Source organism: Desulfonauticus sp., from assembly GCF_055126295.1.
Window position 1 is genome coordinate 80,223 of sequence record NZ_JBSRHE010000006.1, and the last position, 26,031, is coordinate 106,253.

General features: G+C 40.3%; 27 protein-coding genes and 1 pseudogene. 20 read left to right on the forward strand and 8 right to left on the reverse strand.

The window, feature by feature from the left end:
- The first annotated feature begins 26 nt into the window (after positions 1 to 26).
- On the forward strand, positions 27 to 608 hold the full coding sequence (pal, locus tag ACTCIM_RS05645; RefSeq protein ID WP_464280108.1) for a peptidoglycan-associated lipoprotein Pal: 582 nt from the start codon (positions 27 to 29) through the stop codon (positions 606 to 608).
- 15 nt (positions 609 to 623) lie between these two features.
- Complete coding sequence (locus tag ACTCIM_RS05650; RefSeq protein WP_472314361.1) at positions 624 to 1,145, forward strand: nitroreductase family protein; 522 nt, start codon at positions 624 to 626, stop codon at positions 1,143 to 1,145.
- Positions 1,146 to 1,150: 5 nt separating this feature from the next.
- On the opposite strand, the gene zupT is transcribed toward ACTCIM_RS05650, so the two are convergent.
- On the reverse strand, positions 1,151 to 1,948 hold the full coding sequence (zupT, locus tag ACTCIM_RS05655) for a zinc transporter ZupT (protein ID WP_029966646.1): 798 nt from the start codon (positions 1,946 to 1,948) through the stop codon (positions 1,151 to 1,153).
- Here zupT and ACTCIM_RS05660 point away from each other — a divergent pair.
- The 3 genes from ACTCIM_RS05660 to ACTCIM_RS05670 are packed head-to-tail and all read left to right on the forward strand — an operon-like array spanning position 1,887 to position 4,447.
- Positions 1,887 to 2,861 (forward strand): metal ABC transporter solute-binding protein, Zn/Mn family, encoded by a 975-nt coding sequence (locus ACTCIM_RS05660; RefSeq protein WP_472314364.1) that lies wholly within the window; start codon positions 1,887 to 1,889, stop codon positions 2,859 to 2,861. The two genes, zupT and ACTCIM_RS05660, sit on opposite strands and share 62 nt — an antisense overlap.
- On the forward strand, positions 2,842 to 3,609 hold the full coding sequence (locus tag ACTCIM_RS05665; RefSeq protein WP_029966642.1) for a metal ABC transporter ATP-binding protein: 768 nt from the start codon (positions 2,842 to 2,844) through the stop codon (positions 3,607 to 3,609). The genes ACTCIM_RS05660 and ACTCIM_RS05665 overlap by 20 nt, the downstream gene beginning before the upstream one ends.
- Before the next feature lies 1 nt (position 3,610).
- Positions 3,611 to 4,447 (forward strand): metal ABC transporter permease, encoded by an 837-nt coding sequence (locus tag ACTCIM_RS05670; protein ID WP_472314366.1) that lies wholly within the window; start codon positions 3,611 to 3,613, stop codon positions 4,445 to 4,447.
- Here the strand turns inward: ACTCIM_RS05670 and ACTCIM_RS05675 are convergent.
- The 4 genes from ACTCIM_RS05675 to ACTCIM_RS05690 are packed head-to-tail and all read right to left on the reverse strand — an operon-like array spanning position 4,400 to position 9,238.
- Positions 4,400 to 5,590, reverse strand: coding sequence for a hypothetical protein (locus ACTCIM_RS05675; RefSeq protein ID WP_472314369.1), 1,191 nt, complete (start codon positions 5,588 to 5,590; stop codon positions 4,400 to 4,402). The genes ACTCIM_RS05670 and ACTCIM_RS05675 overlap by 48 nt on opposite strands.
- A gap of 3 nt (positions 5,591 to 5,593) precedes the next feature.
- Complete coding sequence (locus tag ACTCIM_RS05680; RefSeq protein WP_029966639.1) at positions 5,594 to 6,709, reverse strand: SPFH domain-containing protein; 1,116 nt, start codon at positions 6,707 to 6,709, stop codon at positions 5,594 to 5,596.
- A 14-nt stretch (positions 6,710 to 6,723) separates the two neighbouring features.
- Positions 6,724 to 7,578, reverse strand: a complete 855-nt coding sequence (locus ACTCIM_RS05685; protein ID WP_472314371.1) for a thiamine pyrophosphate-dependent enzyme — start codon at positions 7,576 to 7,578, stop codon at positions 6,724 to 6,726.
- Positions 7,556 to 9,238, reverse strand: coding sequence for a 2-oxoacid:acceptor oxidoreductase subunit alpha (locus ACTCIM_RS05690; RefSeq protein WP_464280100.1), 1,683 nt, complete (start codon positions 9,236 to 9,238; stop codon positions 7,556 to 7,558). Before ACTCIM_RS05690 ends, ACTCIM_RS05685 begins: the two co-directional genes overlap by 23 nt.
- Before the next feature lie 226 nt (positions 9,239 to 9,464).
- Between ACTCIM_RS05690 and ACTCIM_RS05695 the strand changes: the two genes are divergently transcribed.
- The 11 genes from ACTCIM_RS05695 (at position 9,465) to ACTCIM_RS05745 (ending at position 18,471) form a co-directional block, all read left to right on the forward strand.
- Entirely contained in the window at positions 9,465 to 9,713 is a 249-nt protein-coding gene (locus ACTCIM_RS05695) for a hypothetical protein (RefSeq protein ID WP_029968014.1), read from the forward strand.
- A gap of 11 nt (positions 9,714 to 9,724) precedes the next feature.
- Positions 9,725 to 10,048, forward strand: coding sequence for a divalent cation tolerance protein CutA (gene cutA, locus ACTCIM_RS05700; protein WP_029968012.1), 324 nt, complete (start codon positions 9,725 to 9,727; stop codon positions 10,046 to 10,048).
- The gene (locus ACTCIM_RS05705; protein ID WP_464280098.1) at positions 10,049 to 11,125 is read left to right on the forward strand and encodes an aminoglycoside phosphotransferase family protein; all 1,077 of its coding nucleotides are present in this window, start codon (positions 10,049 to 10,051) and stop codon (positions 11,123 to 11,125) included.
- 4 nt (positions 11,126 to 11,129) lie between these two features.
- Positions 11,130 to 11,717, forward strand: coding sequence for an adenylyl-sulfate kinase (locus tag ACTCIM_RS05710; RefSeq protein WP_472314373.1), 588 nt, complete (start codon positions 11,130 to 11,132; stop codon positions 11,715 to 11,717).
- A 3-nt stretch (positions 11,718 to 11,720) separates the two neighbouring features.
- The gene (gene miaB / locus ACTCIM_RS05715; protein ID WP_464280096.1) at positions 11,721 to 13,061 is read left to right on the forward strand and encodes a tRNA (N6-isopentenyl adenosine(37)-C2)-methylthiotransferase MiaB; all 1,341 of its coding nucleotides are present in this window, start codon (positions 11,721 to 11,723) and stop codon (positions 13,059 to 13,061) included.
- Entirely contained in the window at positions 13,051 to 13,548 is a 498-nt protein-coding gene (locus ACTCIM_RS05720; RefSeq protein WP_029968004.1) for a bifunctional nuclease family protein, read from the forward strand. The genes miaB and ACTCIM_RS05720 overlap by 11 nt, the downstream gene beginning before the upstream one ends.
- Positions 13,549 to 13,558: 10 nt before the next feature.
- The gene (gene argB, locus ACTCIM_RS05725; protein WP_029968003.1) at positions 13,559 to 14,440 is read left to right on the forward strand and encodes an acetylglutamate kinase; all 882 of its coding nucleotides are present in this window, start codon (positions 13,559 to 13,561) and stop codon (positions 14,438 to 14,440) included.
- Between the two features lie 12 nt (positions 14,441 to 14,452).
- The gene (gene coaE / locus ACTCIM_RS05730) at positions 14,453 to 16,006 is read left to right on the forward strand and encodes a dephospho-CoA kinase (RefSeq protein ID WP_472314375.1); all 1,554 of its coding nucleotides are present in this window, start codon (positions 14,453 to 14,455) and stop codon (positions 16,004 to 16,006) included.
- An 88-nt stretch (positions 16,007 to 16,094) separates the two neighbouring features.
- Positions 16,095 to 16,856, forward strand: a complete 762-nt coding sequence (locus ACTCIM_RS05735) for an ABC transporter ATP-binding protein (RefSeq protein ID WP_464280094.1) — start codon at positions 16,095 to 16,097, stop codon at positions 16,854 to 16,856.
- Positions 16,844 to 18,016 carry a SufB/SufD family protein gene (locus tag ACTCIM_RS05740; protein WP_464280093.1) on the forward strand — a complete coding sequence of 391 codons (1,173 nt, stop codon included), beginning with the start codon at positions 16,844 to 16,846 and terminating at the stop codon, positions 18,014 to 18,016. The genes ACTCIM_RS05735 and ACTCIM_RS05740 overlap by 13 nt, the downstream gene beginning before the upstream one ends.
- A gap of 2 nt (positions 18,017 to 18,018) precedes the next feature.
- Positions 18,019 to 18,471 (forward strand): metal-dependent hydrolase, encoded by a 453-nt coding sequence (locus ACTCIM_RS05745; protein ID WP_464280092.1) that lies wholly within the window; start codon positions 18,019 to 18,021, stop codon positions 18,469 to 18,471.
- A gap of 57 nt (positions 18,472 to 18,528) precedes the next feature.
- On the opposite strand, the pseudogene ACTCIM_RS05750 reads toward ACTCIM_RS05745, so the two are convergent.
- Positions 18,529 to 18,621 (reverse strand): annotated as a pseudogene (locus ACTCIM_RS05750) (peroxiredoxin); the annotation flags it as partial.
- A 17-nt stretch (positions 18,622 to 18,638) separates the two neighbouring features.
- The gene (locus ACTCIM_RS05755; protein ID WP_472314376.1) at positions 18,639 to 20,114 is read right to left on the reverse strand and encodes a DUF4139 domain-containing protein; all 1,476 of its coding nucleotides are present in this window, start codon (positions 20,112 to 20,114) and stop codon (positions 18,639 to 18,641) included.
- A gap of 97 nt (positions 20,115 to 20,211) precedes the next feature.
- On the opposite strand from ACTCIM_RS05755, the gene ACTCIM_RS05760 reads away from it, so the two are divergent.
- Complete coding sequence (locus ACTCIM_RS05760; RefSeq protein WP_472314378.1) at positions 20,212 to 21,441, forward strand: mechanosensitive ion channel family protein; 1,230 nt, start codon at positions 20,212 to 20,214, stop codon at positions 21,439 to 21,441.
- Here the strand turns inward: ACTCIM_RS05760 and ACTCIM_RS05765 are convergent.
- A complete protein-coding gene (locus ACTCIM_RS05765) occupies positions 21,410 to 22,282 on the reverse strand; it encodes a DMT family transporter (RefSeq protein WP_472314380.1) in 873 nt (290 codons plus the stop codon). The genes ACTCIM_RS05760 and ACTCIM_RS05765 overlap by 32 nt on opposite strands.
- A gap of 24 nt (positions 22,283 to 22,306) precedes the next feature.
- On the opposite strand from ACTCIM_RS05765, the gene ACTCIM_RS05770 reads away from it, so the two are divergent.
- The 3 genes from ACTCIM_RS05770 to ACTCIM_RS05780 are packed head-to-tail and all read left to right on the forward strand — an operon-like array spanning position 22,307 to position 26,026.
- Positions 22,307 to 24,562, forward strand: coding sequence for a cysteine synthase (locus ACTCIM_RS05770; protein WP_464280087.1), 2,256 nt, complete (start codon positions 22,307 to 22,309; stop codon positions 24,560 to 24,562).
- Between the two features lie 15 nt (positions 24,563 to 24,577).
- Complete coding sequence (locus tag ACTCIM_RS05775) at positions 24,578 to 25,240, forward strand: metallophosphoesterase (RefSeq protein WP_464280086.1); 663 nt, start codon at positions 24,578 to 24,580, stop codon at positions 25,238 to 25,240.
- Between the two features lie 21 nt (positions 25,241 to 25,261).
- The gene (locus ACTCIM_RS05780) at positions 25,262 to 26,026 is read left to right on the forward strand and encodes an exodeoxyribonuclease III (protein WP_029967986.1); all 765 of its coding nucleotides are present in this window, start codon (positions 25,262 to 25,264) and stop codon (positions 26,024 to 26,026) included.
- Positions 26,027 to 26,031: the final 5 nt, after the last annotated feature.

Genomic DNA, 26,031 nt, shown 5'->3' on the forward strand with positions numbered 1-26,031 from the left:
TTTGATTTTTGAAGGAGGAAGATTTTATGAAGATTAAAGTATTGGTGGTAGTTGGTTTGTTTTTAGGTGTGCTTACTGTGGGTTGTGCCAAGAAAAAAGTAGTTGTTCCTGCCACTACTGGAGATACTTCTGTAAGCGAGCAGACTCAAGGAAGTGAAATTAAAGGCTTGAAAGAGCTTCAGGAAAAAAGAGCCAGGGAATTACAGGAGTTAAAGGAAAAGGAACTAAAGGAAAAACAGGCTAAGGAAGCTTCTAAAGAAGAGGCCCTGAAGATTATAGGTGAAAGAATTTTCTTTGATTTTGACTCTTACGAACTAAAACCAGAGGCCAGACAGGTTTTGCAAAAAAAGGCAGAAGTGTTAAAGGCCCATCCTGACTTGATGTTGATTATAGAAGGACACTGTGATGAAAGGGGCACAGAAGAGTATAACCTGGCTCTGGGTGAAAAAAGGGCCCGTGCTGCCTATGAGTTTTTGATTCTTTTGGGAGTAGAAGCCAATAGAATGCAAATTGTAAGCTATGGAGAAGAATATCCCCTGGATCCTGGCCACAATGAAACTGCCTGGGCCAAAAATAGAAGGGATGAGTTTAAGATTGTAAAAAAATAAGGAGAGTGAAGTTAAATGGAGACCTTAGAAGCCATCTTTAGCCGAAGAAGTATTCGCAAGTTTAAACCAGACCCTATTCCCAGGGAGATGCTGGAAACGGTTTTACGCGCTGCCATGGCTGCACCTTCAGCTGGCAATGCTCAACCCTGGCACTTTATTGTGGTGGATAGTAAAGAGATCTTGGAACAAATTCCTAAGTTAAATCCCTATGCTAAAATGGCAGTAGAAGCTCCTCTGGGCATTTTGGTTTGTGCTGAATTAAAGCTGGAAAAGTTTCCAGGTTTCTGGGTGCAAGACCTTTCTGCTGCTGTGGAAAACCTTTTGTTAGCTGTGCATGACCTGGGCCTGGGCGCTGTTTGGACTGGTATTTATCCAGTAGAGGAAAGGGTTAAAGGTTTTCAGCGCTTATTTAAACTCCCTGAAGAGGTCGTCCCTCTGGCTTTTATCCCTCTGGGGTTTCCCAACCAGGAATACAGTAAGGTGGATAGGTTTAAGAAGGAAAGGATTCACTACAATACCTGGGACGAAGGGTATTAAGATTATTAGCTTAAAAGAAACAAACTGGTGGCCATCACTCCCATGCCAGCTATAAGGGAGTAGATGGCCACATGATGCTCACCAAATTCTTCTGCTGTGGGCAGAAGCTCATCTAAAGAAATAAAGACCATAATTCCAGCCACAAAGGAAAAAGATACCCCTAGCATAAGTGGTCCCAGTAAGGAGCGGAGAAAGAAAAATCCCACCAGAGCTCCTATGGGTTCTGCCAGTCCAGAAGCAAAGGAAAGCCAAAAGGCCTTTTTACGGCTTTGGGTGGCTGCAAAAAGAGGGGTGGAAATGGCAATGCCTTCGGGAATGTTGTGCAGGGCAATGGCCACAGCTACGGGCAGGGCCAGTTCCAGGGAACTAAGGCCACTCATAAAAGTGGCCAGACCTTCGGGAAAATTGTGTATACCTATGGCCAGGGCTGTGATTAGACCTGTTTTTTTGAGTTTTTCTGCAGAAGGAAAGGAATGTTTTTTTATTAACCTGGTCTCATGTGGGTTCTCATAAGAGGGAACGAGAAAGTCAATGGCAGCTACGCAAAAAATCCCAGCAAAAAAACAGATAATAGCCAGACTGTCGCCTTGACTTATAGTGGTTGCCTTCCTAACATATTCTTTTCCTAAAGGTAAAAGTTCCACAAAGGAAATGTAAAGCATTACTCCTGCTGAAAACCCTAAAGAACCAGCCAAGAATTTGGGATTGGATTTAGTTTTTACTAGAGAAAGGAGAGAGCCTATGCCAGTGGCCATACCAGCAAGCAAGGTTAAAAGAAAAGCAGACCAGAAATTAGCAGGCATGCCTTATTTGTCCAGGAAAACATTTTTAAAGTCAATTGTTTTCTTTGCTCTTGTGTTTTTTAACCTAACTTCCTTTAGTTTAGCTAATTCTAAAGTTGTGGTTTTTACTTCTATTTTGCCTCAGTCCTATTTCTTAGAAAAATTAGGAGGAGATTTTTGGGAAGTTCAAACCATGCTTCCTGAGGGAGCAGACCCTCATACCTATGAGCCCAAGCCTGCTGATTTGCGGAAATTAAGCAAAGCCCAGGTTTATTTTTCCTGGAATTTGCCTTTTGAGCAGGTGTGGTTAAAGCGCTTTCAGGGGCTTAATCCTGATCTAAAAATTGTAAATTGTGCTCAGGGAATAAAATATCTCCAGTTTCAAAAGACCAGTGAATTTTTGTTGGCAGAGCAAGAACCCAGGGAGGAAGGACATTTTTTAGACCCTCATATCTGGCTTTCCCCTGCAAATTGTTTGCAAGTGGTAAAAAATATATATGAGTTTTGTTTAACCAACTGGCCAGAGCAAAAAGAGCGTTTTCAGGCTAATTACTTAGCTTTGGAAAAAGAAATAAAAGAAGTGGATGCACAGATTAGAAAACTTTTAGCACCCTGTAAAAAAAAGGTTTTTCTGGTGTTTCACCCTTCCTGGGGTTATTTTGCCAATACCTATGGCTTTAAACAGGTAAGTGTGGAAGTAGAAGGAAGAGAGCCCACTCCTAGAGAGCTTATGCATATGCTAGATACTATAAACCAATTTAAGTTAAAGAGCATTTTTATTCAGCCTCAATTTAATCCCAGAGAAGTGCAATTTTTAGTGCAGAAGGCTAAGCTGCAACTGGAAGTGGTGGACCCTTTGGCCAAAGACTGGAAGGCAAATTTGCTGAAAATGGCCCAGAAAATAAGGGGGCAGTGTGCAGAAGATAGCAATTAGTTTAAAAAATGTTAGTTTTGGCTATAGCAAAACCAGGGTCTTAGATAGGGTTAACTTAAGCATTCCTCAGGGAGAATTCTGGGCTCTTATTGGCCCTAATGGGGGAGGAAAAACCACTTTATTAAAACTTATTTTAGGATTGTTAAAGCCCTGGGAAGGTGAGATAAAGGTTTTTGGAAAACCAGCTAAGGAGATAGCCACCAAAATAGGCTATGTCCCTCAGCAGGTTAGAAAAAATATGCTTTTGCCTCTTACTGTGTTTGAACTGGTCAGTATGGGAGTGCGTTCTCAGAAAAGAGGCTTTTTTTACGCTTCCAAAACTAAAGAGCAGGTACAAGAGGCCCTGGAAAAGGTGGGAATTTCTTCTCTGGCCTCTAAGAGTATTCTTGATATTTCAGGAGGGCAGTTTCAAAGGGCACTGGTGGCAAGGGCGCTGGTGGGTAAACCAGAGATTTTGATTTTTGACGAGCCCACTGCCAATGTGGACCCTGAAGGAAAGGTGTGCCTTTATGAACTCTTAAGTTCTTTAAAAGGAGAAATGACAGTAGTGGTGGTAACCCACGACTTGGTGATTGCTTCAGCCAGCATTGATGGCCTGGCAGTGGTCAACAGGCAGGTGCGAGTAAGTAGAGAAAAAGAGCTTTCTTCTCAACTCCTGTCCCTTATCTATGGCAAACATACCCATGCCTGTGCTGTGGACGGATTTATTCAAGAGATACCCAAGTACTTTGCTTCCAAGGTGAAATAAAATGGAAATTTTTCAATTTAGCTTTATGCAACACGCCTTTGTGGCTGCATTGCTTTTGAGTATTGCCTGTGGTTTTATTGGGCCTTTGGTGGTAATTAACAGGCAGGTTTTCTTGGCTGGAGGCATGGCTCATGCTGCCTTTGGAGGCGTGGGATTGGCCTTTTTTTTCTCCTTGCCTGTTTTACCCACTGTGTTTGTCTATACCTTTTTCCTTAGCCTTGTTTTTGGTCTGCTGGTAGTGAACCAAAGGGAGCTTTCTGAGACCATTGTGGGCATTATTTGGGCTGGAGGCATGGCTTTAGGGATTATTTTACTGGACTTAACCCCTGGGTATAAAACTGAGCTTACCAGTTATCTTTTTGGCAGTATTCTTACCTTAAGCAAGTCTGATTTAAGTTTGGCCTGTGTTTTGGATTTTTTTCTGGTTGGCACTATCTGGTGGAAGTACAAAGAATTTGTGACCATAAGTTTTGATAGTGAATATGCTAAAACTTTAGGCATTAAAGTAAATAACTGTTTTTTAATTTTAATTGTTTTGGCTGGATTTAGCGTGGTAATACTTATGCAACTGGTAGGTATTGTTTTGCTTATCTCCTTATTGACCATACCTGTATACCTGGCCAAACCCAAAAGTGATACTTTGTACAAAATGATTTTCAAATCAACGCTTTGGAGTTTGTTTTTTAGCTATACAGGGTTATTTTTAAGTTTTTACCTTAACTTAAATAGTGGAGCTGCGATTATTTCTGTGGCAATATTTTCTTTTCTTCTGGTAAATTTAAAAAGAATGCTATTGAATAAAGAATCGAAAGCTATTTTTGTTGATAGCCAATTGTAAGTGGGGTTGAATTAATTCTATGTGGTTTTGAATAAAGGGAATAAAAGTAAGCTTAAATTTTTTAATTTTTATTTTTAACTTCTTTAATTCCTGCAATATCTCTTTATTTTTAATCAGATTGCCCAAAATAAGTCTTAAGGAAATGATGGCCTCTTTTCTGGAAACAGTGGGAGAGATATAGTTTATTTTTTCTTCCAAAGAAAAGGGGTTATTGGTTCGAAGCAGGGGAGAAAGGGAAAGGGCAGTAGCAAATTTGATAAAGTAATCTGGCCTTACTGCAAAGGCAGGTATACTTAGAACCAGATTATCTGCTTTAACCAGGTATAAGGAGTGTAAATGCCTTTCTAAGGCGCTATCTTCTTCAGCAAAGTCTATTTCAAACTGCCAGAAGGGTAAGTAGAGGTCATCTGGAGTTGAAAAGAGCAGGTAAGGATTTATGATTTCTAATTTTTCTGTTTCAAAGTAATAGAGGTTGGAGCAGTTTTTACAGATAAGTAAGAGATCTTTGTTTTGGCCTTCCAGGGTATAGCCACACTTGGGACAAAGAGCTGGCAAGATATTTAGCTGCCAGTTTTCCTGCTGGTGAAAAGTAAGTTCTGCTGGGTTTAAAACCGGGCTAAGGGGTCTTTGGGCCAGGGCATCAAAGTAATAGCCTTTTTGAGGTAAAAGGGGTAGATAGATATAGCTTAAATTTTCTCCTATAAAGTCTTGGTAGTAGATAGTTCCTCGTACTTTGCTGTTAGCCAATCTGTTTTTTATTTTGGCCAGAGCCTGTTTAAAAGAGAGTTCTTCCTGGATCAGGTTTAAATTCTGGGAATAGACCATTTGTAGGGGCATGGCCTGGGCTCTTAGGCCCAGGGAAAGGGGGAAGTGGAGCTTTTCCAGCCCCAGAATGGTGGAATCTATCCAGAGGGGAATAAGGTCATGGGTTGTGGTAAAAAAAAGAGGACCTTTGACCCGAAGGTAGGGCACATACAGGCATTCTTCCTGATTGTATTTAGGTGGAAGAAAATAGCGAAGGTATTTTTCGCCTACTAAAAGGGATTTAACCCGGCAATAGGGACAATATAAAATGCGCTCCCCTTCTTCAAAGGTAAAGGGAGCGCCACATTGAGAGCAGGAATAGTGAACTTGAAAATTCATGCCCTAGCTTAGCTTTTCTCCACATTGGTTACAAAATAAAGAGTCAGGCAGATTTTCAAAGCCACATTGGCTGCATTTTTTGGGTTGGGGTTTGTTTTCAGTGGGAGTGCCGCAGTTGGGGCAAAATTTAGCCTTTGGAGAGAGGTTTTTCCCACACTTCTGGCACTGCTTTAAAACCAGAATTTGATGGCCGCAATAGGGACAAAATCTAGAGTTTTCAGGTACTACCTGGCCACAGTCAGGACACCTGCTGCGAATCTTTTCTTGAGGAGTGTTTTGAAAGGCATCCTTTAGCATGTAGGGAAACATAAAGCCCATGCCCATATTAAAGCCAGCTCCTCCCTGACCAGGATTGGCTGCTGCCTTTTCCAGGGCCATGGCTGCTTTTAGCTGGGTCAATTTGCCCAGGTCCTTAAATACCTCTACCCTGCTTCTGTCATCAATAGCCTTTTGCACTTCTTCAGGAGGAGTAATGGCGTTGATGTACAGGCTACTTAGCCCCAGGCCAAATTTTCTTAAATCTTGCGAGACGATTTGTTGGAGTTCTTGAGAAAATTGTTTGTAGTTGCCTGGAAGGTTAAAAAGGGTGTCCACCTTTTCTCCCAGATAGTCATTTAACCTGGAAACCACAATCTGGCTCAAATATTCTTCAATATCTTCTATGGTAAAGGAAGCCTTGGTACCCACCAGGGAATTTACAAAAAGAGCAGGTTGAATGATTCTAATGTCCAGCCTGCCAAAGGCCCTTAATCTAACCAGCCCCAATTCTTTGTCTTTAAAGGCCACCGGGTCTTTGGTACCCCACTTTAAGTTGGGGAAAACTTTCATGTTTAAAAAATAAACTTCTGCCCTTAAGGGACTGGTAAAACCCCAGGGTACACTTAATAACTTGGTCAAAATGGGGATGTTGGCAGTGGTAAGGGTATGTCTGCCCACCCCAAAGGCATCTACTGCCTGTCCCTGGTAATAAAATACAGCAGCCTGACTGTTTCTAACGATAAGCTGGGCACCCCATTTGATTTCAGCTGAACCTTCTTGAGGGATGCGATGGGCCAGTTCTGTGCCTTTATTGTCAAACCATTCAATAACTTCCAAAAAAACTAGGTTGTTAGTTCCCATTTAGCTTTCTCCTTTTAATGGGCCTTTAATAGGTTTTGAGCTATAGTTAAATCCAGAGGTGGAAGGTGAGTAAGTTGCTCCAGAGAAAAGTGTTGATAAAATCCTTCTCCTAACACAGGTTTGGGCCAGGGATTTTTATAAATTATTCCCAGTCCCCACTTTTGAGCAGGGTCCAGGGCTATTTTTAAGGCCTGTTCAAAGTCTTGCGGGTCGTGAGAAAGGAAAAATGTTTCTTTTTTCAAGGTCTCAAGGCTGGGTTTGAGCCAGCTAATACAGGGTTGTAAAATGTCCACATAAGCCAGCCCAGGATAATTGATGGCCTCTTTGATAACTTCCTTTAGATGTTCTATTTCCAGAGCTGAGCATCTGGCCACAAAGCCAGTTCCCTGAATAAGAGCCAGGGCTAAGGGGTTTAAAGGCTCATCTTCCACACCCCTGGGGTTTAAAGCCCTCTTTTCTCCTTTAGGAGTAGTGGGAGAGGCCTGTCCTTTGGTCAGGGCATAAATGGAGTTGTTGTGTACCAGCAGGGTAATATCCGGGTTGCGGCGCAAGGTATGTAAAAAGTGATTGCCGCCTTCTCCATAGCAATCACCATCCCCAGTGGTGACAATTACTTTTAGTTTGGGATTGGCCAGTTTTATGCCAGTGGCCACAGGAAGTGCCCTTCCATGGAGGCCATTGAAAAAATTTCCCTTTAAATAATGGGGCAGTTTAGCTGCCTGTCCTATGCCAGATACCAAACATACTTCCTGAGGGGTTAGCTCTAATTCCTCCAGTCCATTTTGCAGGGCCTTGAGGATTAGATGGTTGGGACATCCCGGGCACCACTGACTGGGGACATTATTGCTAAATTTGGTTTTGGATTTCATCAAATTTCCTCCCTATCTCTTCTGGAGTTAAAGGTAAACCATTATATTTGAGTATGGAGTGTTTAAGATTTAAGCTATACCCTAAATTAAGGAGTTTAGCCAGCTGGGCTGTGGCATTGTTTTCTACAGTAATTAAAAGAGCGTTTTGGGGGAAAGAATAAGAGGGCAGGGGCCAGAGTTCACTGAAGTGAATGACTCCCACCTTTTCTCCTTTGGTTCGCAAGTGTTTTTGCGCAGCCAGAACGCTTTCTTTGGTACTACCAAAACTTATAAAAATGTATTTACTGTCTGCAATGTCTACTTCCAGAGGAGGAGCTATTTCTTTTTGCAACTCTTTAAGTTTATTTAGTCTTTTTTCCAGCATGGGTTTGGCTACTTTATCCAGCTCTTCAGTAATGTGCCCCCATTCATCGTGTTCGTCACTATCAGCACCTACCAGGTGGACACTTTGTCCAGGGCAAAGCCTGGGAGAAATTCCTGAGGGAGTAAACTGGTAGCGTTTATATTCTTTAAATTCTGAAGGATTGGCTCTAAAAAACTGGGGAGTTTCTCCTTCCCAGTTGAAATCCCAATAGGAAAAATTGGAATCAGCCAGAAATTGATCGGTTAAAATAATTGCAGGTAGCTGGTATTTGTAAGCTAGATTAAAGGCCTTGATGGTCTTTAAATACAGTTCTTCCGGGTCAGAAGGTGCAAAAACCACTTTGGGAAATTCCCCATGACCAGCAAAGATGGCAAAAAGCAGGTCTCCTTGAGCAGTCCTGGTGGGCAACCCCGTAGCAGGACCTGGCCTTTGGGCCAGCACTATGACCACTGGGGTTTCAGTCATACCTGCTAAACTGATGCTTTCCACCATCAGGGCAAAACCACCTCCACTGGTGGCAGTCATGCTCCTTACCCCTGCAAAACTTGCACCTAAGGCCAGATTAATGGCGGCAATTTCATCTTCTGCCTGCAAGGTAAAGACTTTTAATTCTTCTTGTTTCTGGCTCAGGTAAGTGATGAGACCTGTGGAAGGAGTCATGGGATAGGCAGCCATAAAGTGGCAGCCAGCTCTGGCAGCACCCAGGGCTGTGGCTGGATGGCCAGTGGTAAAGAAGTAGTTGTGCTCGCCAGAAGGAGGCAGGGTTAAGTTTAGAGAAGAATCCAGGGCCTGACCATATCCCAGCCTTGCTCCTTCGAGGTTGTTGTTGATTATTGCCAGGGATTTAGTGGCAAATTTTTTCTGAAGGGCCTCAAGGAGGAGTTCTAGTTTGAGTTTTAAAATTCCGGTTAAAAAACCCAGGGCAATGGCATTGGCATAAAGGGAATTACCCAGTTCCTTTTTAGCCAGATCCTTAAAGGATAGAACCAGGGATTGAAACCGGGAGTTTTCCTTAGGACCAATTAGAAGGCCTGAAGGTTTGAGTAAAGAAGTGTATTTGTCCTGGGCCTCAGGATTTAAAGCTAAAAGCAGGTCGCTCTGCTCTCTGGGGTAGTTTTGAGGCTGGGAACTGATTTTTAGATGATAACTATTAAATCCTCCTCTAACCCTGGACTCATATTCTTTCCAGGAAAAAAGAGCGTATTTATGCTCTGCCAACACAGTGCTAAACAGGCTTCCTATGGAGTCCAGGCCTTCGCCAGCAGAACCCACTAAACTAATGGTTAATTCCTTCATAAACTAGACCTCTTTTTTTTCTTCAGTCTAACTGAAAATTAAAGAAAAAAAAGTTAAATTTATTTGTTGGATTTAAAAAAGTTAGAAAACTTAAAGGGGAAAAGGATTGTTTTTTGGTTAAAAACTGGTTGAGAAATTTAAGGCGCTTAAATAATTAGTGGCTTTTCAAGTTGCCAAAAGAAGTCCTTCAGTTTATCTTTATTTATACCCAAAAAAGGAGGGGATTATGAAAAAGATAGGAGCAAGTATTATTCTTTGTCTACTGGGGATAGCACTTGCTTTACCTGGTTTGGCTCAGGAGGAAAAAGACCTTTTAGAGAGCAAATGTACAGGTTGTCATTCCTTAAAGGTAGTTTATAAGGCCAAAAAGGATAAAGATGCCTGGCTGATAACCATTGAGAGAATGGTGGATAAGGGAGCCAGTTTGTCTTTGGAAGAGCAGGAGGCTCTGGCTGATTATCTCAGTCAACAATAGGAGGGCTTTAAATGGCAGAGTATGTGCTTGGCTATATAACTGGCGCTGATAAAAAGGAATTATCTAAAATAGCCAGAACCTTATTGGAAGAAAGGCTTATTGCCTGCGCCAATATTTTTCCTGAGGTTATTTCTGCTTATTGGTGGGAAGGGAAAATTGAAGAAGGTCAAGAACAGGTAATGATTATTAAGACCAAAGCTAATTTGATGTCCAGGGTTGTGGCCAGAGTAAAAGAACTTCATTCCTATTCTTGCCCGTGTGTGGTATTTTTTCAGATTAAAGATGGAAATCCTGAATTTTTGCAGTGGATAGATACTGAAGTAAAGGGGGAATAGATGGATATTTCTTTAGAAAAATTGCAAATTTTTTTAAAACAGGCCTTTGGAGAAGAGGCCAGACTTATAGGGGTAGGAGAAATTGGTTCTTTAGATGAGCAGGGGATGAAGGATTTTGGCTATGGTAAACCCTTGCTTATTCATTACGACTTAAAGGGAGAACAAAAATCAGTGGTCTTTTCCACCATGCGGGGAGATAAATATGGCCACCAGTTTTACTGGGATAGGGCGGCTATTTTGATGTTTCAATACGAGACTGCTGGCCGAATGGAAAAACATGCCAGACCGCAAGGACTTGGGTATTTAGATGAAGAAGGCAACTTAATCCCGGTAAATAAACCCAGAGAATTCTTTTTACTTACGGAAAAGGTGGAAGGCAGGGATTATTTTCTGGATTTGGAAAGGATTCGGAAAGGAGAGGCAAGGGAGGAAGATTTTAAGCTGGCTAGGGATTTTGCCAGGTGGCTGGCTAGAGTGCACGCTCACAAAAAAGAAGATGTGGACCTGTATCTAAGGAGGATTAGAGACCTCATAGGGCATTCTGAATGTATCTGGGGGATTATTGATGCCTATCCTTATCCTTATAATTACTTTCCTCCAGAGAAATTTATTGCCCTGGAAAAAAAATTGGTTGACTGGCGCTGGAAGCTAAGACATTTTGCCCAGCGTTTGAGTGCTGTGCATGGAGATTTTCACCCCTGGAATGTTTTAGTGCGAGACAATGGAGACTTTACAGTCCTGGATAGGAGTAGAGGAGAATGGGGTGAGCCAGCAGATGATGTGGCTACTATGAGTTGTAATTACTTGCTTTTTGGCCTCTATGATAAACCCAGGTTAAGCGGTAATTTTGAAAAACTTTACCTTAGTTTCTGGGACACCTATCTAGAAGAGACCAATGATAGGGAAATGTTAAAAGTAATAGCTCCCTTTTATGTCTTCAGGGGCCTGGTTATTGCTTCTCCTGAGTGGTATCCCAATCATCCTGAAGAAGTGAGAAAGGGCCTTTTTCGCTTTTTGGAAAATGTGCTTGAGGATGAGGTTTTTGACTATAAAAATATAAACAAATACATGGATTAGAGCGGTGAAGACAGGATTTATCTTTTGGTTTGTAGGCCTGCCTGGCTGTGGAAAGTCTTCTTTAGCCAGATTTTTGGCTGAGAAACTGGCTACAAAGGGTTTGGACATAGTACTTCTGGAAATGGATGAAAGGCGAAAAAAGTACTTTCCCCAGCCTTCTTATACCAAGGAAGAAAGGGAGCTGGCCTATCAAATGTTTGCTGAAGAAGGGCTTGCTCTGGCCAAAGAAGGAAAGGGGGTTATTTTAGACGGTACAGCCTATAAACAGAAATATCGCTCTTTTTTAAGGGCAAGGTTTTCTCCTTTTGCTGAGATATATGTAAAGTGCACTTTAAACACTGCCATGGAGCGGGAAAGCAAGAGGCCTCAAGGTAAAGTTATGGCCAATCTCTATGCCAAGGCCTTGGAGAGAAAAAAAACAGGCAAGCAATTTCCAGGTTTGGGAGAAGTTATTGGGGTGGATGTCCCCTTTGAAGAAGACAGCAAAGCCGAGTTTACTTTGGAAAATGACTTCTTATCTTTAGAAGAAGCAAGAGAAAAAATATATGCCTTTGCCATAAATTGGTTAAAAGAAAAGGGAGTTTGTGAGTAAAAAATGAAGTTTTGGATAATTACCTTTGGCTGTCAGATGAATGTTGCTGATTCTAGCTGGTTGACCCTGAGTTTGCAGAAAAAAGGCTTTGAACTGGCTAAAGAGGAAAAAGAGGCGGATTTTGTCCTGATTAATACCTGTAGCGTTAGAGAAAAGCCAGAACAAAAGGTCTATAGTGAAATCGGAAGGTTTAGGAAAAAATGGGAGCACAATCCCGGCTTTTTTATTGGTGTGGGAGGGTGCGTAGCCCAGCAAATAGGCGATGGTTTTTTTGAGCGTTTTCCCTTTGTTCGTTTGGTTTTTGGGACAGATGGGCTTTATTTAGTACCAGAGCAGGTGGAAAAATTGGTAAATGACTCGCAAAAAAGGGTAAGCCTTTTATCCTTTGAAGAATTTTACCCTGAGAGGGAAAAGGTCTATCCTGAAAGCTCTCCTCCTTCTGTCTTTGTCAATATTATGCAGGGTTGCGATAATTTTTGTGCCTACTGTATAGTCCCCTTTACCCGGGGAAGACAAAAGTCCAGGTCCAGAAAGGAAATCCTTGCGGAATGTCAGGAGTTGGTCCAGCGAGGCGCCAGGGAAATTACCCTTTTAGGACAAAATGTTAATAGTTATGGCCAGGATAAATATGGAGATGGCACCACTTTTTTTGAGCTGCTTACAGAAGTTGCGAATATAGAAGGATTAAAGCGCCTTAGGTTTACCACTTCCCATCCCAAGGACCTGTCTTTGGAGGTGATAAAGGCATTTCAAGACCTTGCCACTCTGTGTCCACATTTACATCTTCCCTTGCAGGCTGGTTCCAATAAGGTTTTAAAGGCTATGGGACGCAAATATACAAGAGAAGATTACTTGCGTCTGGTAGAGCTGTTGAGAAAATATTGTCCAGACATTGCCTTAACTACAGACCTGATTGTGGGTTTTCCTGGAGAAAGGGAAGAAGACTTTAAACAAACTCTGGAAATGGTAGAACAGATTGGCTTTGAAAGTTCTTTTTCCTTTAAATACTCAGATAGGCCAGGAACCAGGGCAGAAAAAATGCCAGATAAAATAGCAGAAGAAGTAAAACAGGAAAGGCTGATGCGTTTACAAAGCTTGCAAGAAACAATTACAGAAAGGCGATATAAAGAACAAGAAGGAAAAACAACAGAAGTGTTGATAGAAGACAGGAGTAAAAAGGACTTAGAAGGTGTAATTTCCTATAGAGGAAGAGACCCTTATAATCGAGTAGTCAATGTTTTAACTTCTTCTGACCAGGTAGGTCCTGGTTCTTTGGTAGAAGTTAAAATCATTGAAGCCAAAAAACACTCTTTACTAGGAGAGGTGGTGGGTTATGTTTGTTAAGATGAAAGTATTTGGTCTGGCTTTAGATGAAACCACCAAAATGCCTTTGATTATTTTAAAGGATGAAAGTGAAAAGTATGTGCTTCCCATCTGGATTGGAGCCCTGGAAGCCATGGCCATATCCATTCCCTTAAATGAGGTAAAAATGCCCAGGCCCCTTACCCATGACCTGTTTTTAAACACCCTGGAAACCATGGGCGGAAGTCTTGCAGAAATAAGAATTACAGAATTAAAGGATTCCACCTATTATGCCAATTTAGTGGTAAAAAAAGAGGGTAAGACCTTACTAATAGATAGTCGTCCTTCTGATGCTATTGCTTTGGCTTTAAGGGCTAAGGTGGACATTATGGTGGATGAAAAGATTTTGTTAGAAGTGGAAGATTTAATTGGTTCAAAGCAACAGGAAGTCTTAAAAGACGAAGAAAGTAAGAAGTGGTCAGAAATACTGGAAAAATATGACTTTGATTTGACCAAGTACAAAATGTGAGGGCCTTACAATGGAGCAAGAAAAACTTAAAGCCAAGATTTTACTAGAAGCTTTACCTTATATTCGTCAGTTTTATGGTCGTACCGTAGTGATTAAATATGGCGGACATGCCATGATAGATGAAAAGTTAAAACAAAGTTTTGCCTTAAATGTGATTTTATTAAAATATATTGGTTTAAATCCTGTTATTGTGCATGGAGGAGGCCCGCAAATTGGCAATATGTTAAAGCAATTAAACATCCCCACCCAGTTTAGAGAAGGCATGCGGGTAACAGATGCAGCGACCATGGATGTGGTGGAAATGGTTCTGGTGGGCAAGGTAAATAAGGAGATTGTTAATTTAATTAATTTAAATGGCGGAAAGGCTGTTGGTCTTTCTGGCAAGGATGGTTTTTTATTAAGGGCAGAAAAGTTTCAACTGGTAATAAGTAAAAAGGATGCTCCCCCGGAGATAATTGATGTGGGAAAGGTGGGGCGAGTAGTAGAGGTAAATACTGCTCTTATTTATTCTCTCCAGGAGAAGGGATTTATTCCCATAATTGCCCCTGTGGGAGTAGATGATCAAGGTGAAACCTATAATATCAATGCTGATTTTGTGGCCAGTGCTGTAGCTTCTAGTTTAAAAGCAGCCAAGTTGATTTTACTTACAGATGTTCCTGGTATAATGGATGATAGGGAAAAGGTTATTTCTTCCCTGACCAAAAAAGAGGCCATTTACTTTATGGACCAGGGTGTAATTAAGGGCGGCATGATTCCCAAGGTCAAGTGTTGTCTGGAGGCCCTGGAAGCTGGAGTAGAAAAGACCCATATCGTGGATGGCAGAATAGAAAATTCCATTATTTTGGAGATGTTCACCAAAGCAGGTATTGGAACTGAGATAGTGCCCAGTTAGGAATAATGGTAAATGAAGGTATGCCTGGAGTTTTCTGGTCCTGAAAAGAGGCTGGATCTTTTTTTAGGAGAAAACTTAGAACTTTCTCGTAGTAAAATAAAATCCCTGATAAAAGCCGGACACTGTCAGGTTAATACCAAGGTTATTGTTAAGCCCAGCTTGCTCTTAAAGCCTGGAGACAGGGTAGAATTAGAAGTTCCAGAAGAAGAGAATTCTCTGCAAGCCAAGCCTGGCCAGCTTCAAATTATAGACCAGCAAGAGGACTTTTTGGTTTTAAATAAACCCGCAGGAATCAGTGTTCACCCTGCTCCCTCAGAAAAAGGGGATACTCTGGTTCACTTTTTACTCCATCATTTTCCAGAACTAAAAAAAATCCAGGGAGAGCGCCCAGGCATAGTTCATCGTTTGGACAAGGATACCAGTGGCCTTTTGCTGGTGGCTTTAAGGGAAGAAACTAGAGTGAAACTGAGCTCTCTTTTTGCTCAGCGTTTGGTGGATAAGAAGTATGTGGCCCTGGTCAAAGGTTGTCCTTCTCCAGAAAAGGGAGAAATTGATTTGCCCCTGGGTAGAGACCCCAGGAGTAAAATAAAACAGGCAGTTTTAAGCAAGGGTGGAAGAGAAGCCAGAACCAGTTATGAAGTGCTCTGGACCAATGGCGATTATAGCGTGCTTAAGGTGAAGATTTTTACGGGCAGGACCCATCAAATCCGGGTGCATTTAAGCCATCTTGGCCACCCCATTTTAGGGGATGAACTTTATGGCGGGCAAATTGCGCCTAGCAGCAGGCTAGAACAAATTTTAAACAAGCTGGTAAAAAGACAGCTTTTACACGCCTTTTATTTACGCTTTCCCTGGCAAAATAGCTGGCAGGAATATGAGGCAGATTTGCCTCTGGACTTTAAACAGGCACTTTTATTTTTGCTTAAGGAGTCTTTAAAGGTAGTCTTGCTTGGCCTTCCTGGTAGTGGAAAAAGTTTGGTAGCCAGGGAGCTTAGTCCTTATGTTTTTGAGGCTGATAAGGAGGTAGAAAAACTTTACCAGCCTCAAGCAGATGGTTATTTTTTGCTTACCCGCATCCTGGGGCCAGATATTTTAACTGCTGACAAAAAAATAGATAAGGAAAAGCTTTTTAAATACTTACAAAATCCTTCTTTAAGGAGAGAGATTGAAAAAAGTATTCATCCTTTGGTTTTGGCCAGATGGAAAAATTTTCAAAAAACACAGGCAACAAAGCCCATTATTGTAGGAGATATTCCCCTTTACCTGGAAACAGGGCTTAAGGAAAAGGATGTATTGCTGGTGGGCATCAAAAGAAACCCAGAAGAGCGCTGGCAGGCTTTAAAAAAACGAGGCTGGTCAGAGGAAAAAATAGAAACCCTGGACAGTTTTCAATTGCCTGAAGAAAAAAAATTAAAAGAAGCTCATTTTATTTTAAATAATTCGGGAAATCTGGAAGAGTTAAGGACAAAGGTTAGAGCGCTGAAAGGAATTTTATTGGATTTAAAGAGAAAAAGATTAAGAAAAAAGTTTAGTACTTTAAGGAGTTTATTAAAAGAGGCCAGGTAGAAAACCAGGAAGATAATTTTATTTTGCCTATCCTGGCTAAAAGCATTAAGGGAGAAAAAAGCATTTAAGCCTAAAGGAGTGTTTTCTTATGCTGGTAATAGAAGACTTACATGTAAAAATTGGAGAAAAAGAGGTTTTAAAGGGTATAAACCTGGAGATTAAAGAAGGAGAAACCTTTATCCTCTTTGGCCCCAATGGAAGTGGTAAAACCACTTTGCTTATGACCCTTATGGGATTTTCAGGCTATAAAGTAACCAAAGGAGCTATTTATTTTAAAGGTAAAAACATAACAGATCTGCCCATGTATGAGCGGGCTAGAATGGGCATAGGCATGTCTTTTCAACGGCCTCCTACCATTCATGGTTTAAAAACAAGGGATTTGGTTAGACTTTGCGCTCGAGATAGACAGGTAGATGTGGAAAAGTTAGCCCAAAAGGTAAATTTTGTGGATTTTTTAGACCGGGATATTAATGCTGGCTTTTCTGGAGGAGAAATCAAGCGCTCAGAACTTTTACAGCTTATGGCCCAAAACCCTGATTTGTTACTTTTTGATGAGCCAGAATCAGGAGTGGATTTAGAAAATATGGGGCTTATTGGCAAAGTAGTAAAAGAACTTTTATCCGGCAATGGCCACGAGCCCAAGCCTGGCATGTCTATGAAAGAGTTAAAAGAACTAAGAAAGGTCTCTGGGTTAATTATTACTCATACTGGTTACATTCTGGATTATATAAATGCTGATAGAGGCCAGGTCATGTATCAGGGAAAGCTTTGTTGTGAAGGAAGGCCCAGGGATATTTTAGAGCATATTAGCAAGTATGGATATAAGGAGTGTATAAGATGTCTCAATTAGATAAAGAAAAGGTAAAATTAGAAGAATATGTGTTTAGTGGCGGAGAGAAAATAGAACTGCAGGACTTGAGAGAAATAGATGTTGAAGATCAAGAAGAATTGGAGCTTGCAGGAGTAGATGTAAAAGAAGAAGAACGAAGTGGGACTTATTTGCACTTAAATCACACCAAGGCTGTTTGCAGAAGCAAACAGGAAGGCGTGGAGATTTTGGATATTAAAGATGCTCTGGATAAGTACGATGGTTTGCCAGAATATTTCTGGAAAGCTGTAGACAAAGATAAAGATGAATACACTCGTAAAGCAGCAGAGGTTGTACATGGTGGATATTTTATTAGAACCAAGAAAGGAGCTAAGATAAAAGAGCCTGTACAGTCCTGTCTTTTTATTAAAGGAGAAAAGATAGGACAGAGTGTGCACAACATTATTGTGGTGGAAGAAGATTCTGAAGTTCACATTATAACAGGTTGTGCTACTTCGCATAAAGTACAATCAGCTTTGCATTTAGGAATTTCTGAGTTTTATGTTAAAAAAGGTGGAAAACTTACCTTTACTATGGTGCATAACTGGAGTGAAAAGGTAGAAGTAAGGCCCAGAACTGTAGGTATTGTGGAAGAAGGAGGAGTTTTTCAGAGTAATTATATTTTGTTAAAGCCAGTAAAGTCTGTGCAATCCTTTCCCACTATTTATTTAAATGGAAAAGGCTCTATTGCCAGGTTTAACTCCATTTTAGTGGCTCATCCAGGAAGCTATATTAACTCTGGAAACAAGATTGTTTTAAATGCCCCAGATACAAGGGGAGAAATAATCTCCAGGGCCATTACCACTGGAGGAGAGCTGATTGCCCCTGGTGTGATTGAAGCCAACAGTGTGCCAGCCAAGGGACACCTGGAATGTAAAGGCCTTATTTTAAGTGATGGAATCATTCATGCTATTCCAGAGCTTAAAGGTACCAAAGAAGGTGTAGAGCTTTCTCATGAAGCTGCTGTAGGCAAAATAGCGCAAGAAGAAATAGAATATTTGATGGCCAGAGGTCTGGATGAAGATGAAGCCACTTCCACCATTGTAAGGGGCTTTTTGAATGTGGATATTATGGGCTTGCCCAAGAAATTAAAGGAAAGCATTGATAAAATTATCTCTGAAACTGAAAAAGACATGTTTTAAAAATGCCAGGATATAAAGCACATTTTGGTTTTGGTATGCTCCTTACAGGCTTGGGAGTGGGTGTGGCTATCTGGCTTGAATGGTGGAAGCCAGATTTATCTCAGGCCTTTACAGCGTTTATTTTAGGAGTCCTTTTTGCTTTATTTCCTGATTTGGATACTGACTCTAAAGGGCAAAATATCTTTTATGGTCTTTTAGCTGCCCTGGATCTGGCTTTTTTAATTAAAGGTCTTTATAAGTGGGCAGCTATTTTGGGTTTTCTGGCTATGCTTCCTGCCCTGGGCAGGCACAGAGGCTGGACTCATACCTGGTGGGCCATGCTGCTGGCTCCTTTTATTCTTTTGGTCCTGCCTTTTCTCTTTTTTAATACCCCCCTATCTTTTTTACTACCTTATTATGTAGCTGCTGTTTTAGGCTATTTTTCCCATCTTTTACTGGATAGAAAACTGATTTAAAATAAAAATAAGTTTAGGGCCTATGTCTGAAAGTGATAGCACATAGGCCCTAATAATTTAATTTTCTTCTACTTTCCAGACTTCCCAAACTTTGCCTACTAGTTCTGGACTTGGCTTTAAGGTGTGTTTCCCTGGTTGCCAGCCAGCAGGACAAAGTTCAATTTCTTTTATCTCCCCAGGTCTAAGTTTAGATCCGCAGGGTAGCTTATTTTATAGCCGTAGTGAAAAGTCTTTTTTTCTTGAGGATTTAAGTTTATTTCCCACTTAAAAACATCCTTTTCTTCTTGAGGCTTTACTTCAAAAAGAGGGGTTATGCTTACTTTTTTCTCTTCACTGATGGGTTTACTATCTTCTATGGTTATTTTTACTTTTTTCTTTTTGTTGTTTTTTAAAGTTATTTCATACTGATAGAGATAGGTGTGTTCTTTGGAAAACACTCCTTTTTTCTCGTGTTCTTTTTTAAAGTGTACACTTGTTTTTATTTGGGGGTCATTTCCTAAAAATAGGGAAGTGCTATTGGTAGCCAGGCTAAAGTTTTTGCTTCCCACCAGGACATTATCCAGGAAAAGATTAATTTTTCCTGGAGGTAGCCTAAGGTTATTGGAAAATTTTAAATCTGCTTGTACATACACTTGAGAAGAGAAATAGGGCCTTAGAATATAAGAAAGCTTTACCCTGGGAGTAAACTTTTGAAGAGTTACAGTCTTTTCTTCACCTGCCTTAAGAGTTAGTTGGGGAAGTTCATAACTGTCAAAAAAGATTCCTTCTTTTTTTTGAGGTACTCCAGGTTTGGGGGATGCTTGGTCCAGGGACTTCAGGGGGGCACTTTTTCTAAAGTTCATTTCCATTGGCTGAAACACAGGAAAAGGGGATAAAATCCAGGGAGTTAGAGAGGGTGGTTCTAACTTTCTGGAAAAAAAGCCACTGATAAGACTGATCTTTGCTTCCTGCCAATCCTCACCTGTTTTTTGCCAGAGTTTTCCCTGCCAGATTAAAGAAGATATGTCTTTTGGGGTAAAGTTGTGCAGAGAATAGAAGTTGTTCCAGCCTGCATGAGGGGTAAAATAGGTATAGTATATTGTTCCTTGTCCTTGTCCTTCTAATTTTACTTCCCAGCTGTTATCTTGAGCTGCTAGTTCCTTTATTTTATCTTGAATAGAATTTATTTCTTCTTTTAATTTGTCTAACTTTTCTTGTAAAAGCAGTTTTTCTTTGTTTAAAATAAGGACATTTTCTTCCAGTTCTTGAGCCACTTTTTTTAATAGGTCCACTTTAAAGCTATTTTTCTCGCTTTGTTTTATCCAAAAATTAAGCTTAATCTCTTTTACTTGAATTTGAGTTTCCAGTTCCTTTTGTTTTTGTAGCAAACCAGCCAGTTTTTGTTCCCAGAAAGCAATAAGGGGCGGGGGCGTGGGGCTGGACTTGTAGCTAAAGTTGTAGATAGCAGTTTGAGAATTGGTTTTAAAAGTTAAAGTTTCTGGATTGGCTGTGCCTGGCAAAGTAAAGGTATAAGGAAAATCTTTAACCTGGATTACTCCTGTAATTTTAGCTCCCCTCGGATATAACTCCACCTGGCTTACTTTAGCCCAAAGAGGCTGTACTACCAAGAGTAAATAAAGACATAGGGAAGTGATGATAAACATTTATTTCTCCTTTTTACTTGGATTTTGTTTTTTTTTGAGTTAACAGAGCTTGTAAATAGTTTGTTTTAAGCCAAGCTTAAACTGAAGAGGAGGAAAAATGTCAAGTAATTCTTTTGATTTAAGTCTTTTTTTACCCTGGGCCAAGTTAATAGCTTTCTTGGTAGTATTATATCTTTCTTATTTTATTCCCAAAAAAGTCATTTTAAAGTGGCTACATCTGTTTTTTGCCAAGACCAAAAATAAGATAGATGATTTAATTGTAAAAAACAAGTTAGTAGAAAATATTGTGGCCATTGTTCCGGGAATGATTGTCTATTATTTTTTCAATTTAATTCCCAGGTTTGAGTTTTATGGGAAGAAGGTAAGTATAGTTTATGTAGAAATAATGTTAATCTTACTAATTTCTAAATTTTTGAATTTTTGCAATGATTTTTATAATACACTACCTATATCTAAAAATAGACCTATAAAGGGATATATTCAACTTCTAAAAATATTTATTTATATAGTTGGTGCAATATTTGTGGGAGCCTATATTTTGGACCGTTCTCCCTGGGGGCTGGTAAGTGGAATTGGTGCTTTAACTGCTGTTATTATGATAATTTTCAAAGATACTATACTCTCCTTTGTAGCAAGTGTTCAGATAAATACTTATAATTTGTTGAAGATTGGAGACTGGATAGAAATGCCTTCCTTTGGAGTGGATGGGGATGTTATAGATATATCTTTACACGTGGTAAAAATTCAAAATTTTGATAAAACTATAGTAACTGTACCCACTTATAAGTTTTTGGATAATTCCTTTAAAAACTGGCGAGGAATGTATGAAGCAGGAGCTAGAAGGATAAAAAGATACATTCCCATTGATCAGTCCAGTGTGCGTTTCTTATCTGCGCAAGAGGTGGAAAAGTTAAAAAAAATAAAATTGTTGGAAGAGTATTTAAGACAGAAAGAAGAAGCTTTGGCCAAAGCCAATAAAGATAGAAAGGATCAAATTGTTTTAAATGGAAGATATCTCACCAACCTGGGCACTTATCGGGCCTATGTTTATAACTATTTATTAAAACATCCCAGGGTAGTTAAAAATTTAACTCTTTTGGTAAGGCATCTTCAGCCTCAGGCAGACAAGGGCATTCCCCTGGAAATATATTGTTTTGTGGATGAAATTCGATGGGCTGAATACGAAGCCCTGCAGGCAGATATTTTTGATCATCTTTTGGCTGCTTTGCCCTTTTTTGGCCTTAAGGCTTACCAGCGTAATGCCCTGGTGGACAGGCGAGATGAAGTGGCTCAGGCTATTTTTGAGTGGCCCGATTCTGGTAAATAAGACCACTTAAAATTAGAATAAGTCCTATTAGGGTAGAAGGTAAAATTTCTTCTCCTACCAAAAAGTGAATAAAGACAAGGGATAAAAAGGGAGAAAGGTAAATGAGATTGCTTACCTGAGCAGTGGTTCTAGAGTATTTTAGAGCTGTTAACCAGAAAACAAAGGTTATACCCATCTCAAAGGTGCCCACATAAAGGGCACCTAAAAATCCTGGAAAAGCTGAGCTAAAAGGAGTAGAAGTAAAAACAAGGGTAAGAAATATATAAAGGGAGCCAAAGCAGAAGTTATAAAAAAGCCTCAGCACAGGATGAAGGGTATCCTGAGTATTCATTATCCAGTAAATAGACCAGAGAAGGGTGCTAAAAAGGGCTAAGAAAACTCCCCAGCCATTGGTGAACTTAAGGGATAGTAGATTGCCGTGCGTGGAGATAACCAGTACTCCTAAGTAGCTGATAATAATGGCCAGGAGTTGATGGAGAGAAATTTTTTGTTTTAAGAGGGGGATGGACAGTAGAGTCAGGGTAATTCCCCAGGTATAATTTAGAGGCTGAGCTTCTTGGGCAGGCAAAAGGTCATAGGCCTTAAAGAGTACTAAATAGTAAAAAAAAGGATTGATAAAACCAAGAAGGGCTGATTTTAACAACTCTTTTGCAGGGGGATAAGAGAGTTTTTTTTGAATCAGAAGCACTAAAAAGAGTATAATAGTAGAAGTTAAGCTGGCGTAAAAGAGTAATTGCAGAGGTGTTAGATAACGCAGGCTAAGTTTAAAAGCTGAAGCTACTGTGGACCAGATAAAGACAGTGAGTAAACCAAAAAAGTAGGCTTTTTTTTGATTGACCATAAAAACTCCTTTAAAGGCTATTCTATGAAAACTACTAAAACAAAGCAACCACAAAATTTATTACAGCTCATAGGTAATACTCCTTTGATAGAGTTAAAAAGATTTTCTCCCAATTCCCAAGTAAAAATTTATGCCAAAATGGAATGTTTTAATCCTGGTGGCTCCATAAAAGATAGAGTGGCCCTGGCCATGATTGAAGAGGCAGAGCAAAGAGGAGAGCTAAGCCAGGATAAGATTGTTATAGAAGCTACCAGTGGTAATACTGGTATTGGATTGGCCCTGGTGTGTGCACAAAAGGGGTATAAGCTTACTTTGCTTATGCCTGAATCTGCTTCTCAAGAAAGAAAAAAGATTTTAAAGGCTTATGGAGCCAAACTCATTTTAACTCCAGCCCACCTGGGCACAGATGGGGCCATTGAAGAAGCCTATCGTCTGGCTAGAGAAGAGCCAGAAAAGTATGTGCTGATGGATCAATTTAACAATCCTGCCAGCATTAAAGCCCATTATGAAACTACAGGCAGGGAAATCTGGGAGCAAACAGAAGGAAAAATTACCCACTTTGTAGCAGCCCTGGGTACTTCTGGTACAGCCATGGGCACTACCAAGCGTTTGAAAAAATTCAATTCCAAAGTATTTTGTGTGGGCATAGAGCCCCGTCCCGGGCATAAGATTCAGGGACTTAAGAATATGCAGGAATCCTATCCACCTGGTATTTATGACCCCACCCTTTTGGATGAGATTTTAAGGGTGGAAGATGAGGAAGCCTTTGAGCTCTGTCGTCGTTTGGCCAGAGAAGAAGGTTTGCTTGTGGGCATGAGTTCTGGAGCAGCTCTGGCTGGGGCCTTAAAAATAGCTAAAAGGATAGAGCAGGGTGTTTTGGTGGTTGTTTTCCCTGATGGAGGAGAGCGCTATCTAAGTACACCTTTGTTTTTGGAAGAGCCTGCCTTTAGCTTTAGTTTAAAGGGCCTTACCTCTCCTGTAAAAATTGAAAAGAAAAATTTAGATCTTTTTACCTTTGGGCCCAGTCTGGATCAGCTTGAAGAGCTTGGTTTTTGGCGGAGAATGGTGGGTTTGGATATCCTGGCTCGATACCTCAGGAGTTTAAATATAGAGGCCAATATCCTGGTGGGTATTGCTGATTTTGAAGACAGGACTTTAAACTTATGCCGAAGCCTTGGCCTTAAAAGAGAGAAATTAAAGGAAAGGGCTAAAGAAAAGCTGGAAAAAATAGCATCCAGATTTAAGCTACAAGAAGTACAATTTCTGTTTGCTTCTGAGGTGTTAGAGGAAGGAGTTAAGCTTTGCTCCCTTTCACTCTCCAAAGGCAAGGCTTATGAAAAATTGCGCTCTGTTTACTTTGATGTGCAAAGAGAGCCAGAATATGGGAAACTGGTGTTAAAAAACACCAAGTTAAGATTGGAACAAAGAGGTTTGGGAGTTTACTATCTCAAAGACAATCCCAAGGATTTTACCTTGCTCAAAAGGGCCAGCTTGCAAGATTTGAAAGAAGGAGAAGTTTTAAAGACCAGTTGGGGTAATGTCAGGCCTTCTTGGTATCTACAGCAGGCAAGCATTGTACTGGCTCGTTCTAAAAATCCCTTTTTGGTATTTTGTGGATGTGAGCATATCCTGCCACACATAGATAATTTACACAGTTTATGGCAAAATACAGCCAAGGGTGTACCTTTGGGATGGGTGCACATTTGTGGGGTCAAAAGTGAACTCTTAAGGTTAAGGGAAGAAGATTTTTTTGTTTTGCGGAGCCTGTTTTCAGCTACTTCCTGGTCCAAGGTCCTGGAAATAAAGGAAGAAAATTTAAAAATGTGGCAGAAAAACTGGCGCAAGTTTTCAGATACTTATTTGAAATTAAAGAAAATTACCACTCAAGGCGAAGAAAGTTCTTTAAAAATAGAAGGTTATTGTTCCAGGCTAAAAGAACAGGTTAACTTATATTTGAGCAATGGGTTTCAGCTTTTTCGTTTGTGGCCAGAAATATTTTCCTTTTTAAAATTGGTAAATAAAAGAATACAGACCAGGGATTTGAGTTCAAAAGATAAGGAAAATTTGTTAAATGTATTTTCTTTTTTAAGGGATATTCTGGGACTAAAAAGTGAAGAAAGCACTTTGCCCCAGGCTGTGCAAGAGCTTTTGGAGCAGAGAAAAAGAGCCAAAGAAGCTAAAAACTATTCTTTAGCTGATGAACTTAGAGAGAAATTAAAACAACTGGGTTATTTGGTAATAGATCTGGAAAAGAATCAGCAAATGGTAAAAAAACTTTAAGGCCAGGAGGGAGAAATGGAAGAGATTTTCTGGCTTGGTCTGGGAGATGTCCATAATAGCTTTTCCAAAGTCTTAAATTTGCCAGATTTAAATAAAGCCCAAGGGGTAATTATTTCCGGGGATTTAACCAATAGAGGCAATAAAGCAGAAGTTCTTGAGTTTTTGCAGCAATTAAAAAAGCAGGTGCCTGTGGTTTTCGCTCAGATAGGCAATATGGATAGCAAAGAAGTAGAAGAGGCCCTGGAAGAGGCAGGGGTTAACCTGCACAGGAAAGTGGTCTATGTGGAGCCTGGTTTATATGTGGCTGGAATGGGATATTCTACGCCCACCCCTTTTGGCACTCCTTCAGAAGTAAGTGAACAGACCCTGGCTACCTGGTTAGGTGAGTTAAAAAGTAAAGTTCAGGATAAAAGTCCCTTGCTTTTTGTTTCCCATACTCCTCCTTATGGGACCAGGTGTGATACCTTATTTTCTGGAGCGCATGTGGGAAGTAAGGCGGTTTTAGATTTTATTCAAGAAGTAGCACCAGATATTTGTCTTACCGGGCATATTCACGAGGCCAGAAGTGTGGATGAAGTGGGTGGTACTCTGGTGATTAATCCCGGGACTCTGGCTACAGGTGGTTATGTGAAGATTATTTTTCAAGATGGTCGGTTGGAAGTGGAAACTTCTTTTTAGTTGGAGGGTAGTATAAAAAAGATGATTTTTTATTCCTGGAATGTAAATGGCTTTAGGGCCATACTTAAAAAAGGTTTTTGGGATTGGTTTTTTTCTACCCAGGCAGATGTTATATGTTTACAAGAGACCAAGGTACATCCGGAGCAGCTTGCTCCCCGGGATAAAAATCCTCCAGGTTATACTTCTATCTGGAATTATTCCAAAAAGAAAAAGGGGTATTCAGGGGTGGCTTGTTTTTGTCGACAAGAGCCAGAGGATTTTTACCTGGGGTTTCCCAGTGGTTTATATGCAGATGAAGGCAGAATGATTACTTTGGTCTATCCAGAGTTTTATCTTTTAAATGTTTATTTTCCCAATGGGCAGATGAATGAAGAAAGGCTTAAGTTTAAACTGGGGTATTATGAGCATTTTTTGGAATATTGTCAGGAGCTTAAAAAAGAGAAGGAGTTGATTATTTGTGGAGATTTTAATACTGCTCACAGGGAGATTGATTTGAAAAACCCTAAACAAAATGAAACCCGTTCTGGTTTTTTGCCAGAAGAGAGGAAGTGGCTGGATAAATTTATAGCTGCTGGTTTTGTGGATACCTTTAGAATGTTTGTGCAAGAAGGTGGGCACTATACCTGGTGGGACTATCGCTTTAAGGCCAGAGAAAGAAATGCGGGATGGCGAATTGACTATTTTTTTGTCTCTGCTGGTCTTAAAGACAGGGTCAAAAGGGCCTGGATTGAAGCTCAGGTCTATGGCTCTGATCACTGTCCCATTGGTTTGGAAGTAGAAATTTAAGTAGG

Bases quoted from the DNA above. Each gene is read 5' to 3' on its own strand.
- pal (WP_464280108.1), top strand. From the start codon at position 27: ATGAAGATTAAAGTATTGGTGGTAGTTGGTTTGTTTTTAGGTGTGCTT.
- ACTCIM_RS05650 (WP_472314361.1), top strand. From the start codon at position 624: ATGGAGACCTTAGAAGCCATCTTTAGCCGAAGAAGTATTCGCAAGTTT.
- ACTCIM_RS05660 (WP_472314364.1), top strand. From the start codon at position 1,887: ATGCCAGTGGCCATACCAGCAAGCAAGGTTAAAAGAAAAGCAGACCAG.
- zupT (WP_029966646.1), bottom strand. From the start codon at position 1,948: ATGCCTGCTAATTTCTGGTCTGCTTTTCTTTTAACCTTGCTTGCTGGT.
- ACTCIM_RS05670 (WP_472314366.1), top strand. From the start codon at position 3,611: ATGGAAATTTTTCAATTTAGCTTTATGCAACACGCCTTTGTGGCTGCA.
- ACTCIM_RS05675 (WP_472314369.1), bottom strand. From the start codon at position 5,590: ATGAATTTTCAAGTTCACTATTCCTGCTCTCAATGTGGCGCTCCCTTT.
- ACTCIM_RS05680 (WP_029966639.1), bottom strand. From the start codon at position 6,709: ATGGGAACTAACAACCTAGTTTTTTTGGAAGTTATTGAATGGTTTGAC.
- ACTCIM_RS05685 (WP_472314371.1), bottom strand. From the start codon at position 7,578: ATGAAATCCAAAACCAAATTTAGCAATAATGTCCCCAGTCAGTGGTGC.
- ACTCIM_RS05690 (WP_464280100.1), bottom strand. From the start codon at position 9,238: ATGAAGGAATTAACCATTAGTTTAGTGGGTTCTGCTGGCGAAGGCCTG.
- ACTCIM_RS05695 (WP_029968014.1), top strand. From the start codon at position 9,465: ATGAAAAAGATAGGAGCAAGTATTATTCTTTGTCTACTGGGGATAGCA.
- cutA (WP_029968012.1), top strand. From the start codon at position 9,725: ATGGCAGAGTATGTGCTTGGCTATATAACTGGCGCTGATAAAAAGGAA.
- ACTCIM_RS05705 (WP_464280098.1), top strand. From the start codon at position 10,049: ATGGATATTTCTTTAGAAAAATTGCAAATTTTTTTAAAACAGGCCTTT.
- miaB (WP_464280096.1), top strand. From the start codon at position 11,721: ATGAAGTTTTGGATAATTACCTTTGGCTGTCAGATGAATGTTGCTGAT.
- ACTCIM_RS05720 (WP_029968004.1), top strand. From the start codon at position 13,051: ATGTTTGTTAAGATGAAAGTATTTGGTCTGGCTTTAGATGAAACCACC.
- argB (WP_029968003.1), top strand. From the start codon at position 13,559: ATGGAGCAAGAAAAACTTAAAGCCAAGATTTTACTAGAAGCTTTACCT.
- coaE (WP_472314375.1), top strand. From the start codon at position 14,453: ATGAAGGTATGCCTGGAGTTTTCTGGTCCTGAAAAGAGGCTGGATCTT.
- ACTCIM_RS05735 (WP_464280094.1), top strand. From the start codon at position 16,095: ATGCTGGTAATAGAAGACTTACATGTAAAAATTGGAGAAAAAGAGGTT.
- ACTCIM_RS05740 (WP_464280093.1), top strand. From the start codon at position 16,844: ATGTCTCAATTAGATAAAGAAAAGGTAAAATTAGAAGAATATGTGTTT.
- ACTCIM_RS05745 (WP_464280092.1), top strand. From the start codon at position 18,019: ATGCCAGGATATAAAGCACATTTTGGTTTTGGTATGCTCCTTACAGGC.
- ACTCIM_RS05755 (WP_472314376.1), bottom strand. From the start codon at position 20,114: ATGTTTATCATCACTTCCCTATGTCTTTATTTACTCTTGGTAGTACAG.
- ACTCIM_RS05760 (WP_472314378.1), top strand. From the start codon at position 20,212: ATGTCAAGTAATTCTTTTGATTTAAGTCTTTTTTTACCCTGGGCCAAG.
- ACTCIM_RS05765 (WP_472314380.1), bottom strand. From the start codon at position 22,282: ATGGTCAATCAAAAAAAAGCCTACTTTTTTGGTTTACTCACTGTCTTT.
- ACTCIM_RS05770 (WP_464280087.1), top strand. From the start codon at position 22,307: ATGAAAACTACTAAAACAAAGCAACCACAAAATTTATTACAGCTCATA.
- ACTCIM_RS05775 (WP_464280086.1), top strand. From the start codon at position 24,578: ATGGAAGAGATTTTCTGGCTTGGTCTGGGAGATGTCCATAATAGCTTT.
- ACTCIM_RS05780 (WP_029967986.1), top strand. From the start codon at position 25,262: ATGATTTTTTATTCCTGGAATGTAAATGGCTTTAGGGCCATACTTAAA.